This is a genomic window from Amycolatopsis keratiniphila subsp. keratiniphila (genome assembly GCF_001620365.2).
Lineage (GTDB): Bacteria > Actinomycetota > Actinomycetes > Mycobacteriales > Pseudonocardiaceae > Amycolatopsis > Amycolatopsis keratiniphila.
In genome coordinates this window covers 13,184-25,253 of the sequence record NZ_LQMT02000033.1, presented here as the reverse complement: position 1 = coordinate 25,253, position 12,070 = coordinate 13,184, and the positions used below count along the sequence as shown (strand labels likewise).

Annotated in this window: 14 protein-coding genes; 6 read left to right on the top strand and 8 right to left on the bottom strand. The window is 69.2% G+C overall.

Translation table 11 applies throughout. From position 1 onward, the window contains the following. The first annotated feature begins 5 nt into the window (after nt 1–5). Nucleotides 6–1,070 (top strand): DNA polymerase III subunit beta, encoded by a 1,065-nt coding sequence (locus AVR91_RS31845; protein WP_063277326.1) that lies wholly within the window; start codon nt 6–8, stop codon nt 1,068–1,070. Between the two features lie 156 nt (nt 1,071–1,226). Here the strand turns inward: AVR91_RS31845 and AVR91_RS31840 are convergent, their stop codons facing one another. From AVR91_RS31840 to AVR91_RS42945, 7 genes are all read right to left on the bottom strand, one after another. Continuing rightward, on the bottom strand, nt 1,227–1,478 hold the full coding sequence (locus AVR91_RS31840) for a glutaredoxin family protein (protein WP_063277327.1): 252 nt from the start codon (nt 1,476–1,478) through the stop codon (nt 1,227–1,229). Continuing rightward, nucleotides 1,475–2,245 carry an MBL fold metallo-hydrolase gene (locus AVR91_RS31835; protein ID WP_063277328.1) on the bottom strand — a complete coding sequence of 257 codons (771 nt, stop codon included), beginning with the start codon at nt 2,243–2,245 and terminating at the stop codon, nt 1,475–1,477. Before AVR91_RS31835 ends, AVR91_RS31840 begins: the two co-directional genes overlap by 4 nt. Next, nucleotides 2,242–3,054: an NUDIX hydrolase gene (locus AVR91_RS31830; RefSeq protein WP_063277329.1), complete on the bottom strand. Its 813-nt coding sequence runs from the start codon at nt 3,052–3,054 to the stop codon at nt 2,242–2,244. Before AVR91_RS31830 ends, AVR91_RS31835 begins: the two co-directional genes overlap by 4 nt. Nucleotides 3,055–3,143: 89 nt before the next feature. Beyond that, nucleotides 3,144–4,289, bottom strand: coding sequence for a hypothetical protein (locus tag AVR91_RS31825; RefSeq protein ID WP_063277330.1), 1,146 nt, complete (start codon nt 4,287–4,289; stop codon nt 3,144–3,146). A 38-nt stretch (nt 4,290–4,327) separates the two neighbouring features. Then, nucleotides 4,328–4,957 carry a hypothetical protein gene (locus tag AVR91_RS31820; protein ID WP_016337887.1) on the bottom strand — a complete coding sequence of 210 codons (630 nt, stop codon included), beginning with the start codon at nt 4,955–4,957 and terminating at the stop codon, nt 4,328–4,330. Then, nucleotides 4,957–5,412: a RidA family protein gene (locus tag AVR91_RS31815; protein WP_016337888.1), complete on the bottom strand. Its 456-nt coding sequence runs from the start codon at nt 5,410–5,412 to the stop codon at nt 4,957–4,959. The genes AVR91_RS31820 and AVR91_RS31815 overlap by 1 nt, the downstream gene beginning before the upstream one ends. A 12-nt stretch (nt 5,413–5,424) precedes the next feature. After that, entirely contained in the window at nt 5,425–5,586 is a 162-nt protein-coding gene (locus tag AVR91_RS42945) for a DUF4177 domain-containing protein (RefSeq protein ID WP_016337889.1), read from the bottom strand. 129 nt (nt 5,587–5,715) lie between these two features. Here AVR91_RS42945 and AVR91_RS31805 point away from each other — a divergent pair, with 129 nt between their 5' ends. From AVR91_RS31805 to AVR91_RS31790, 4 genes are all read left to right on the top strand, one after another. Further along, nucleotides 5,716–6,660, top strand: coding sequence for an esterase/lipase family protein (locus tag AVR91_RS31805; protein ID WP_063277331.1), 945 nt, complete (start codon nt 5,716–5,718; stop codon nt 6,658–6,660). 84 nt (nt 6,661–6,744) lie between these two features. Continuing rightward, the gene (locus tag AVR91_RS31800; RefSeq protein ID WP_063277466.1) at nt 6,745–6,993 is read left to right on the top strand and encodes a hypothetical protein; all 249 of its coding nucleotides are present in this window, start codon (nt 6,745–6,747) and stop codon (nt 6,991–6,993) included. Between the two features lie 22 nt (nt 6,994–7,015). Then, the gene (locus tag AVR91_RS31795; RefSeq protein ID WP_016337892.1) at nt 7,016–8,020 is read left to right on the top strand and encodes an ArsA-related P-loop ATPase; all 1,005 of its coding nucleotides are present in this window, start codon (nt 7,016–7,018) and stop codon (nt 8,018–8,020) included. Next, entirely contained in the window at nt 8,020–9,150 is a 1,131-nt protein-coding gene (locus tag AVR91_RS31790; protein WP_016337893.1) for an ArsA family ATPase, read from the top strand. The genes AVR91_RS31795 and AVR91_RS31790 overlap by 1 nt, the downstream gene beginning before the upstream one ends. Nucleotides 9,151–9,214: 64 nt before the next feature. Here AVR91_RS31790 and AVR91_RS31785 read toward each other — a convergent pair whose 3' ends face one another. Beyond that, entirely contained in the window at nt 9,215–9,532 is a 318-nt protein-coding gene (locus tag AVR91_RS31785) for a WhiB family transcriptional regulator (protein WP_005166974.1), read from the bottom strand. Between the two features lie 350 nt (nt 9,533–9,882). Between AVR91_RS31785 and AVR91_RS31780 the strand changes: the two genes are divergently transcribed. After that, the gene (locus AVR91_RS31780) at nt 9,883–12,060 is read left to right on the top strand and encodes a transglycosylase domain-containing protein (protein WP_143254169.1); all 2,178 of its coding nucleotides are present in this window, start codon (nt 9,883–9,885) and stop codon (nt 12,058–12,060) included. Nucleotides 12,061–12,070: the final 10 nt, after the last annotated feature.

Here is a 12,070-nt window from a genome sequence, read left to right as displayed (position 1 = left end):
CGGGCATGGACCTGACCGCCGCCACCCGCCCGCTTTCGTCCGCCGTCTCCGCCGCCGCCCGGCTGCTGCCGGCCCGCTCCGGCCTGCTCCTGCGCGCCGGGAAGGAAGGGCTGGCCGTCGGCGGCAACGACAGTGAACGAGCCGTCCGCCTGACCGCCGAGGCCATGGTCCACACCGATGGTGAGGTCCTCGTCCCCGCCGGGCCCCTCGCGGAGACGCTGCGCATGCTCGAAGACGACTTGGTGCGTTTGGTCGTCGAGGGTTCGCGGCTGGCCGTGCGGGTGGAGGGCGGGCGTTACGCGCTGCCGTTGCTGAGCCGCGAGCTGAACCTTCCGGACATGCCGCCGAAGGTGTCCGAAGTGGACGGTCACGCGCTCGTCACCGCCTTGCGCACGGTCGCGGGCACGGCGGCGAAGGACGACGCGCTGCCGATGTTCACCGGCGTCCGCGTGCAGAGCTTCAGCCGGGAGCTGCGGCTGACGGCGTCCGACCGGTATCGGATGGCCGTGGCGACCCTGCCCCTGCGCTCCGCAGGCGAGCCGATCGACGCGCTCGTCCCGGCGGGCCTGCTCGCGGAGACGGCGAAGCAGGCACGCGGCCCCGTCGGCCTGCACGGCGACGGCACCCGGTTCGGGCTGAGCTGGGCGGGCGTCGCCGTCACCACCGCCGTTCTCGACGCGGGTTTCCTGTCGGAGAAGCTGATCGAATCGTCCACTGTGGACACGACGGTCGAGGTCGCCGCCGACGCGCTGGCCGCCGCCGTGCGCCGCGTCGGCGTCTACGCGGACGATCGCCGGGTGCTGACGCTGGAGGTCGGCGACGCACACCTTCGGCTGGCCAGCTCGAAGCGCGACACCGGGGAGGCCGAGGAAACGCTGAAGGCGCAGGTCTCCGGCGGCCGGACGTCGCCCTCGTTCCAGGCGCGCTACCTGCTGGACGCGCTGCAGGGTTTCGCCGGGGAACGGGTGCGGCTCGACATCCAGCCCGGGATGCGGGCCTGCGTCATCCGCGCGGTCGAGCCGGGCGATGTGGAGCTGACGTACTACGTGATGCCGATGCTGGCGCGCTGACGTCCGCTTTCGTGCGTGGCCGGGCGGCTCGGCGACGTGTTGCGAAAGTGGCTTTCGCACCCCGGTTGCTCGACGCGTCATCCGGCACTGAACGCTATGAACGGTCCGTTCCTTGCAAATTTTGCAAGGAACGGACCGTTCATAGCACGCTGCGGGTCAGGCTGAGGCGGCCTTCACGGCGGCCTCGATCTCCCCGAACGAAGGGTTCACCATCGCCTTCGAGCCCACGAACACCGTCGGCACGACCTCGTTCCCATTGGCCACGGAACGCACCCGCGCGGCGGCCTCCGGGTCCTCCCAGATGTTGACCCGCTTCACCTTGAAGCCGCTCTTCGACAGCGGCCGCTCCAGCGCGGCGCAGAACCCGCATCCGGGGCGCCAGTAGAACTCGACCTCGACGTCACTCATTCGCCGTCCTCCGACCTCAGGTAGTCCAACTGCGCCCGCACGCTCCATTCGGCGGGCGCCCACAAAGCCTTGTCGACGTCGGCGTAGACGACCTCGACCACCTGGCGCGGGGTGGCGTCCGCGCCGAGCGTCTCCAGTGCCGAACGCACCTGGTCGAGCCGTTCTTCCCGGTGTGCCAGGTATTCGCGCGCGGTCGCGGCCAGATCGGGCAGTTCCGGGCCGTGTCCCGGCAGGCCGACGGTGCCGTCGGGCAGCCCGATGAGTTTCCGCAGCGAGCGCAGGTAGTCGCCGAGGTCGTGCAGCACGGTGGTGCCGCGGCCGAGGATGGTGTCACCGGTCAGGATCTGGCCGTCGGACACCAGGCAGATCGAGTCGCCGGTGTGCCCGGGCGTGTGCAGCACCGACAGCCGGACACCGCCGGCCTCGATCACCTCACCGTCCACAAGGGACTTCCCGCCGATGCAGAGCTTCTCGTCGAAGGCCCGCACGGGAGCATCGACGCGCTCGGCGAACCAGGGCGCGCCCTCGGCGTGGTCGGGGTGATGGTGGGTGAGCACGATCAGCTCGACGTCGCCGGTTTCCGCGAGCAGCGTCAGATGCTCGATGTCCTCGTGACCGGGGTCGACGACCACGGAACCGGACGCGCCGGGCCCGCGCAGCACCCAGGAATTGGTGCCCTCCAACGTCATCGACGAAGGATTGTTCTCCAGCAGCACGGAAGCCGTCGGCGTGATCCGGCGCAGCACGCCGTACGCGGGGGCGCTCACGCCGGGTCCAGGATGACGCGGACCTTGTCGCCGTCGCGCACCAGCGTCGGCATGATCTTCGAGATCTCGCGCTCGGCGGCCTGGGCCGCGGCCGACGAGTCGAATTCGCCGAGTTCCGCGAGCGTGATCCAGGTGGGTGGCATGAGCATGCGGCGGCCTTCCTTGGCATCGGCGATGGCCTCTTCCGGCCGCTGCCAGCCGGAGCTGACGGCCTCGGAGGTGGCGCCGTCCGCCTCCTGGCCCTCGGGCAGCACGGCGACGAAGAAGCAGGTGTCGTAGCGGCGCGGTTCCTGCGGCGGGGTGACCCAGTTCGCCCACGGGCGCAAGAGATCCGCGCGCAGTGTCAGACCGTTCGCTTCGAGGAACGCGGCGAGCGAGAGCTCGCGGGAGACCAGCTTTTCGCGGGCGTCGTGGTACGGCGTCGTGTCGGTGACGACCGTGTCGCCGGTGCTCGCGAGCAGCACGCCCGACTCCTCGAACGTCTCCCGCACGGCCGCGCACACCAGGGCGCGGGCCAGCGACTCGTCGCAGCCGAAGCGCTCCGCCCACCAGGCGGGCTCCGGGCCCGCCCAGCTCACGGAGGTGTCGACATCGCGGGAATCCACGCCGCCGCCGGGGAAGACCGTCATGCCGCCCGCGAAGGGCATGCCCTTCACCCGGTGCTGCAGGAAGACCTCGACGCCTTCGGCGCCGTCGCGGAGGAGGATCACGGTCGCCGCGTCCTTGGGCGTCACGGGCTCGCCGTCGGCGTTGGCGCGGGTGCCCACCCCGGCCCCCACCGGGATGTCGAATGTCAGTTCTTCAGCCACACCCGCAACCTAACACCGCGTTTCGTCCTCTGGTTGCGATCGTTGCGCGTGCAACTACCGCATTCAGAGGACGAAACGCGTGGGACTCGTCAGGAGGACCAGCCGCTGCTGCGCGAAGCGCCGTTCAGCCGGATCTTCGCAGCTTCGGCACGCTCCCGTTCGGCGAGCTCGGCGTGCAGCTCGCGCAGGAGCGCGCGGTCGCGCTCGCTCAGGCTGGGATCGTCGAGGTCGAGAGCGGGCAGCTCGACGACCTCGTGCATGCTCGGCTTGCCCGTGGCGATCTCGCGGCCCTTTTCGGGGTCCTCCTTGAGCGCCTGGCGAAGCTGCGCCACCTCGGCCGGGGTCAGGTCGGCCGTGCGCTCGGCGCGGGTCTCCGCCCGCGACTTGCGCGGCGGTGCCGACTCCGACGAAGACGAGGACGACGTCGTCGCGGGCGCCTGCTGCACGATCGGCACCACCGGCGCGATCGGCTCGGCCGGTTCGTGGCTCCCGGCGCTCACCGGCCGCAGCCCGTGCCTGCTCGGCTGCTCCTTGACCGGCTCGGGAGCCGGGGAGGGAGCGGGCGGCGGGGTCACCGGTTCGGATCGAAAGTCACTGGAGTGGGTACTCCCGGTGACCCAGACAGGACTCGCGGCCGAAGACGCGGCCTGGTGGTACGCGGACCGTGCGACGCCGGGACCCGCGACCTCGACGACCGAGCGGATACCCGCGCGGCGAAGCGCGGTGTCCACGCGGAACGCGACCGCGGGCGGGTTGCCCTCGGGCCCGATCTCGACCAGGACCACCCGCTGCGGCAGCGCGCCGGGCACACTGCCCGCCGGCGTGTTCCGCCACACCGCGTGCACCGACCGGACGTCCGGCAGCACCTGCAGGGTGCGGTCGAGCGCCTCGGCGAGGCCGAATTCGGGCTGGTTCTCCCCGGTGAACCGGTGGGTGAGCACCGGCTCGTCCTCCTCGACGACCAGCAGGTCGTTCGCGAGGGTGGCGTCGGACCGGCTCATCTCGAGGACGAGCGCGAGTTCGCGCTGTTCGGAGGAGCTCACCGGGATCTTCCCCGCGATCAGGGTGCCGGTGGTGAGCTCCACCGCTTCGTCGATGTGCGCACGCGCGATCAGCTCACGCGCTTCGGTCAAAGCACTGTCGTCGATACGACCCGCCAGGGCCAGTAACAGGTTGTGCAGGCGCAGGGGCACCGAGAACCCGTCCATGGGCGGGCCGTCGTGGACCTCCACCATTGCTCTGCTCCCTCCCGGCTCGCCTGGTGGAGCGAGCGTTAAGCGGCGACCAGCCGACTTCCGGTGTCCACCGCGCCCACACAGACCAGCTCGGAGTTGGCGAGCGCGGTGCGGTGATAGCCGGTGAGGTCGATGCTCGGCGGGAGAACCTCGACGCCGGGCTCCTCGTCACCCAGCACGCGCAGGACGCGCTGCAGTTCGCCGGTCAGCCTCGGCAGGCCGTTCGTCGCCGTGACCAGGAGGACTCGTTTCGCCCCACCCTCGCCGACCACACCGAGGTGTCGCCAGCTTTGCCGCACTTCACCCACATCCGGCCGTCCCCGCAACGTCGCGTGGATCAATACGGACACAGAGTCGACGGAGTTCACCCATTCGGGCGCACTCTGCGTGAATGTGTACCTGGTCTCGGTGACGTCGTCTACCCCCAGGGTGGAACTCACCTGATGCCAGTCGGCCCCGTGAGGGATGAGTCCGGCGACTAGCAGGCGATACTCGGTTTGATCCAGGTCGATCCTGTGCTTAAGCAAAGACCTGGGCAGGGTGCGCGCGAGCGTGCCCATCGCGCCTTCGCCCAGCCAGTCACGGAACCGCCACAAGAGCTGGTCCGGCAGCCGTCCGGCCAGCCGGAGCAGGAGCTCGTGCGAGGACCGTTCGATGTCCGGGTCCATCACTTCACCTCCACGATCAGTTCGATCTCGACCGGCGCCCCGATCGGCAGCTCGGCGACGCCGACGGCCGAGCGGGCGTGGATACCCGCCTCGCCGAAGATCTCGCCGAGCAGCTCGGACGCGCCGTTGATCACCGCGGGCTGGCCGGTGAAGCCCTCCGCGGACGCCACGAACCCGACGACCTTGACCACCCGCACGACGTTGTCGATACCGGCGACCGAGTCGACCGCGGCGAGGGCGTTGAGGATCGACGTCCGCGCGTACTGCTTCGCCTCTTCGGGGCTGACCTCGGCGCCGACCTTGCCGGTCGCTTCGAGCTCACCCTTCACGAAGGGCAGCTGCCCGGCCGTGTAGACGTGCGAACCGGTGCGGACGGCGGGCACATACGCCGCCAGCGGGGCGGCGACGGCCGGCAGTTCGATACCGAGCTCGGCGAGGCGATCGCTCCAGGTCATGGCTTCAGGCCCTCAGTTCTTCGGTCGTTTGAGGTAGGCGACGTGCTGCTCGCCGGTCGGGTTCGGGAGCACGGTGACGAGCTCCCAGCCGTCCTCGCCCCACTGGTCGAGGATCTGCTTGGTGGCGTGGATCAACAGGGGGACGGTCGCGTACTCCCACTTGGTGGCGCTCATGCCCGGGAGCGTAGCCAAACCGGCAAGGGCGCCCGACACACATGCGGAAAACCCTCTCGCGACCGGTTCGCCGATTTCCCGCCGATGTGGTTCACTTCACACCTACTCGGGAGTAGATAGGACGCCGACATGCGGACGACGAAGTCCCTCGCCGCCACCTTCCTGGCCGCGGCCCTTGCCCTGATCTGCACTGCACCCGCGACCGCCGACGAGGAACTCCCCGTCCCGTGGACGCTGGCCGCGGCACTGCCCGCACAGGCGGCGAACCCCGGCGGCCCGCCACCCGGCGCGAACGACTTCGACTGCCGTCCGAGCACGGCCCATCCGAATCCGGTGGTGCTCACCCACGGCCTCAGCGCCAACCAGACGGTGAACTGGCAGACGTTCGGCCCGCTTCTCAAGAACCAGGGGTATTGCGTCTTCTCCCTCACCTATGGCGTCCCAGGGGAGCCGCTGCCGATCTACCAGCCCGGCGGGCTGCTGCCGATGGAGCAGAGCGCGAAGGAGCTTTCCGCGTTCATCGACAAGGTGCGCGGCGCGACCGGCGCGGCCAAGGTGGACATCCTCGGGCATTCCGAAGGCACGCTGATGCCTTCTTACTATGTGAAGTTCCTCGGCGGAGCGTCCAAAGTGGACAAGTACGTCAGCCTGACCCCGCTCTGGAACGGCACGACGTTGTTCGGCGCGTCGCATCTGTACGCGCTCGCCGGCGCGCTGGGGCTCGCACCCGGGTTCAACGGCATCCTCGACCCGCTCTGCGGTTCGTGCCGACAGTTCCTGCGCGGTTCGGAGTTCCTCACGAAGCTGCGGTCGGGCAACGGCGTCTTCCAGCCTGGCGTGACCTACACGAACATCATGACCCGCTACGACGAAGCCGTCGTCCCGTACACGAGCGGCATGGGCTCCGGCCCGAACGTGAAGAACATCGTGCTGCAGGACAGCTGCCTGCTGGACCTGGCCGAGCACGCCGGGGTCGCCGCCGACCGCAACGCCGCCGGGCACGTCCTCAACGCGCTGGACCCGGCGCACGCGAAGCCGGTCCCCTGCGTGCCCGCGACCCCCATCGGGAGCTGACGGAAGCGCGTGAAGGCCCCCTTCCCTCTGCTGAGCCGAGGGAAGGGGGCCTTCACGCGCGTTCGGCGGCGCTACGGTGGGCCCGTGGAGACCTGGCGTGTGATCGCGACCGTCCTGCTCGCCGCCGCCGGGCTGCCGCTGGTGCTGGTCCTGATGGCGAAGGCACGGGACCGCACGGACAGCTCGGCGACGGTCGCGGTCACCGGCGCGGTGGCCTTCGTCGCCCTCCTGCTGCTCGGTGTGGTGATGCTCACGGTGCTGCCCGGCGTCCTGACCTGGTGCGTCGCAGGACTGGTCGTGGCCGCGCTCGGCGTCATGATGCTGGCGAGCTGATCGCTCAATTAGGGTGGGACCGGTGAGCACACCCCTTGCCGGCTGGACCGACGAACTCGCGAGAGCCAGGCTGCATTTCGTCACCGGTAAGGGCGGGACGGGCAAGACCACGCTCGCCGCCTCGCTGGGCCTCGCGCTCGCCAAGGGCGGACGCCGAGTGCTGCTGATCGAGGTCGAAGGCCGCCAGGGCATCGCCCAGCTCTTCGACACCGAGCCTCTCCCGTACGCGGAGCAGCGCATCGCGGCCGTCCCCGGCGGCGGCGAACTGCGCGCCCTGCACATCGACGTCGAGGCCGCGCTGCTCGAATACTTCGAGATGTTCTACAACCTCGGCTTCGCGGGGCGGACGCTGCGGCGGATGGGCGCGATCGAGTTCGCGACTACGCTCGCGCCGGGCCTGCGCGACGTCCTGCTCACCGGGAAGATCAAGGAATGCGTCGGCCGCACCGAATCGGACGGCCGCCACACCTACGACGCCGTCGTCGTCGACTCGCCGCCCACCGGCCGGGTCGTGAAGTTCCTCGACGTCACCAAGGCGCTGACCGATCTCGCCAAGACCGGCCCGATCCGCGGCCAGGCCGACGGCGTCGTGCGGCTGCTGCATTCCGGTGAGACCGCGGTCCACCTGGTGACTCTGCTGGAAGAGATGCCGGTGCGGGAGACCGTCGAAGCGGTCGCCGAACTCGACGGCGCCGATCTGCGCCCCGGCGCCGTGCTGGTGAACCGGGTCCGCCCGCCGCGGCTGCCCGCCCGCTCGGTGACCGCCGCCGCGGACGGCCGTGTCGACGCCTCGCGTGTCCGCGCCGGCCTCGCGTCGGCCGGTCTCGACCTGCCCGAAAGCACTCTCGACGCGCTCGTCGAGGAGACCGTCGAACACGCCGTGCGGGTCGCGGCCGAGCAGCGTGCCCGCGAGCAACTTTCCGAAGCGGACTTGCCGGGTCTCGAACTGCCGGATCTGACCGACGGCGTCGACGTCGCGGCGCTCTACGACCTCGCCGAAGCGCTGACCGAGCAGGGGGTGCGCTGATGTCGGACGTCCTGGAGGTCGACAAGCTGATCGACGATCCGGAGAGCCGGGTCATCGTGTGCTGCGGTTCCGGCGGGGTCGGCAAGACGACCACCGCGGCGGCGCTCGCGTTGCGCGCGGCCGAACGCGGACGGCAGACGGTGGTGCTCACCATCGACCCGGCCCGGCGGCTGGCGCAGGCGCTCGGCCTGCGCGAGCTGGGCAATCACCCGAAGCAGGTGCAGGTCGAAGGCTTCGAGCCCAAGGGCGAGCTGTGGGCGATGATGCTCGACATGCGCCGCACCTTCGACGACATGGTGCGCGTGCACGCCGGCCCGGAACGCGCCGAGCAGCTGCTGCAGAACCCCTTCTACCAGACCATTTCCACGTCGTTCTCCGGCACGCAGGAGTACATGGCGATGGAGAAGCTGGGGCAGCTCGCGGCCACCGACGAGTGGGATCTGATCATCGTCGACACGCCGCCGAGCCGGTCCGCGCTGGACTTCCTCGACGCGCCGACGCGGCTCTCGACCGCGCTCGACGGCCGGATGATCCGACTGCTCACCGGCCCGGCCAAGGCGGGCGGCTGGGGCTTGCGCAAGGTGGTCAACGCCGGATTCTCGATGTTCGCGAAGGCCGTCTCGACGATCATCGGCGGCCAGCTGCTGACCGACGCTTCGGCGTTCATGCAAGCCTTCGACAGCATGTTCGGCGGCTTCCGCGAACGCGCGCGCAAGACCTCCGAACTGCTGCGGTCCGGCGGGACGTCGTTCCTCGTGGTGGCCGCGCCGGAGCCGGACGCGCTGCGCGAGGCGTCCTATTTCGTGGAGCGGCTTTCGGAGGAGAGCATGCCGCTGGCGGGGCTGGTCGCGAACCGGACGCATCCGGTGCTCGCCCCGCTGTCCAGTGCCGAAGCCGTCGCGGCCGCCGAGCAGCTCGCGAAGGGCGAGACCAGCGCTCCGCTGGCCGAAGCCGTCCTTCGCCTGCACGCGGACCGGGTCGCGCTGGCCGATCGAGAGACGCGGCTGCTCGCCAGGTTCACGCGGGCACATCCCGAGGTCCCGCTGGTGCGGGTGCCCGCGCTCCCCAGTGACGTGCACGATCTCGAAGGCCTGCGCGACATCGGAACCAAGCTCGCCACCCAGTCCTGAGGCTCCGCGAAGGGCCCCTTCCCTACCTTGGACTCAGGGAAGGGGCCTTTTCACGAAACCATGATCACGAGACTCGGACGCGCACGTCTTCCTCTTCGTCGATCCCGGTGAAGCTGCGCTTCGCCGCTTCGAGCAGGTCCGCCCAGCTGGAAACGTCCGGCCGCCGCCGCAGCAGCGCCCGCCGTTCCCGTTCGGTCATACCTCCCCAGATGCCGAAGTTGATCCGGCCATCGAGCGCTTCGGCGAGGCATTCCGTCCTGACCGGGCAACCGAGGCAGACCGCCTTGGCCCGGTTCTGTTCCGCCCCCCGGACGAACAAGCCGTCCGGATCGGTGTCGCGGCACGACGCATTGACTCGCCAGCTCGACTGGTTGGTTTCCATACCCCCAGCTCCCTACCCTGGTGTTCGACACACCACGGGAGGACGAAAAGCCTGCGCTCCTGCCCCCATGAGCGTGTCTCCCTGTGTGCTCACGTCGGTTGAGCCGACACCTCCCCGGTGCCGGTGCCTCCGTTCGGCCGAATGCGACTGCCGCTCGCACTCACCCGTCTGTCGGCTTTTTCATACGTGAGACGTTGACGGACTGTAGGGGCCCTCGGTTCCCCCCGCCAAGCCCTAGAATGCCTGCCGTTACCGGCCGTCACCTCATGGGGTCGATTTCGTAACCGAATCCACACTTACCGCGAGGTGACGTCACGGTGGGCTAACGGCATCCGCGTACCCTGGTCCGCGTGCGCAAAACGGACGGTCTGCTGAAGCTCATTGGCCTGTGTGTGCTCGCGGGGGTGCTGGTCGCGGGGATGTTGTTCCCGGTGGCGGGTGCCGCGGGGGTGCTGTCGAACCAGGCGAGCGAGACCGTCGACAAGACATCTTCGGACTTGGCGGACATCCCGCCGCCGTTGGTGACGACGATCACGGACAACACCGGCAAGCAGATCGCGACGCTGTACAAGCAGTACCGCATCCCGACCACCGAGACCCAGATCAACGACGCCATGAAGTGGGCGCTGATCTCGGTCGAGGACAAGCGCTTCTACGAGCACAACGGGGTGGACTGGAAGGGCACGCTGCGCGCGGCGGTCAGCAACAGCACCGGCGGGGACACGCAGGGCGCGTCGACGCTGACCCAGCAGTACGTCAAGAACTACCTGATCAACGTCGTCTACCGGGACGACAAGCCGGGCCAGAAGCGCGCACAGGAACAGTCGGTCGCCCGGAAGCTGAAGGAAGCCCGGATCGCGATCCAGCTGGAAACCAAGCTGAACAAGATGCAGATCCTGACCGGCTACCTGAACGTCGTCGAGTTCTCGCGCGAGATCTACGGGGTCGGCGCGGCCGCGAACGCGTACTTCAACACGTCCGTCGAGAAGCTCACGGTGCCGCAGGCGGCGCTGCTGGCCGGCCTGGTGAACAACCCGATCGTCAACGACCCGTGGAAGAGCCCCGCGAAGGCGACCGAACGCCGCAACCTGGTGCTGGACCGCATGGTCGACAACCAGAAGCTCGCGAAGGTGGACGCCGAACGCTTCAAGGCCGAGCCGCTCGGCGTCGTCGAAGGCGGCCCGCAGAAGCCCGCGTCGAACTGCACCGGCGCCGGCCCGGAGAACGGTTTCTTCTGCCAGTACGTCGAGGACTATCTCCTCAAGTCCGGGATGACGAAGGACGACCTCTACACCGGCGGCTACCAGATCAAGACCACTTTGGACGAACGGGCGAACCACGAGGCCAAGATGTCGGCCGAAGCCCAGGTCAAGAAGACGCAGGACAACGTCGCGAACACGCTTTCCCTGGTGAAGCCGGGCAAACAGCGGCATGAGGTCGTCGCGCTGGCGGCGAACCGCGACTACGGGCTGCACGAAGACCAGGGGCAGACGACGTTCGCGTTGCCTTCCGGCGTCTACAACACCGCAGGCGCCGGTTCCGCCTACAAGGTCTTCACCGCCGCCGCGGCCCTGGAAGCCGGCGTAGCAGGGATCAACAGCTCACTCCCAGTACCCGACCTCTACGTGTCTCATGTGTTCGCCGGTGGCCCGAAGCGGTGTCCTGCGGCTCCCCGGCCCCCCGCTGGACCAGGTGGTAACTGGTACTGCGTCGGCAACGCGGGTGACTACAACCCGGCGGGCGGGACCATGTCGATGCAGCAGGCGCTGGCGACTTCGCCGAACACCGCGTTTGTGCATCTCGAGGACAGGCTTGGGAGCACCGGTCCGGTCGTGGAGATGGCTCGCAAGCTCGGCATGCGCGACACCATGGCCAGCAACCGGGGCGGCGGGACCGTCGACCCGAACTCCAAAGACGACGGCGTAAACGTCAACCAACTCCAGGCGTACGGACCGAAGCCGGGCTGGGCCGGGTCCGGTGCGTTCACCCTCGGCGTGAGCCCACTGTCAGGCCTGGAACTGGCGAATGTCGGCGCCACGATCATGAGCGGTGGCGTCTGGTGCCCGCCGACCCCGCTGGCGAGTGTCACCGACCGGGATGGGAAGCCGGTCCCGGTCAAGGAAGCCGCTTGCGAACAGGTGGTGCCAGAGGGCCTCGCTAACACACTCGCAGTCGGTATGAGCAAGGACAGCCAACCTGGTGGGACGTCGTTCGGCGCCGCGAGCGGTGCCAAGTGGAACCGACCGGTGATCGGCAAGACCGGAACAACACAGAACAACGGCGCAGGTTCTTACCTTGGGGCGACTCCCCAGCTCGCAGGCGCGGCGATGGTGTTCCGGCCGAAGGGTGGAAGTGGCGGCCTCTGTTACCTCGGCCCGGGCAACGTCTCCACTCGGGGCTGCGAAAACATGTGGGGCGGGAAGACGCCGGCGCAGACCTGGTTCGGGGCGATGTCGAAGATCCTCGAAGGCCAGGAGGCGTTGCCGCTACCGCAGCCGGACCCGAAGTACATGGGCGGCGGCCGCTGATTTCTCTCAT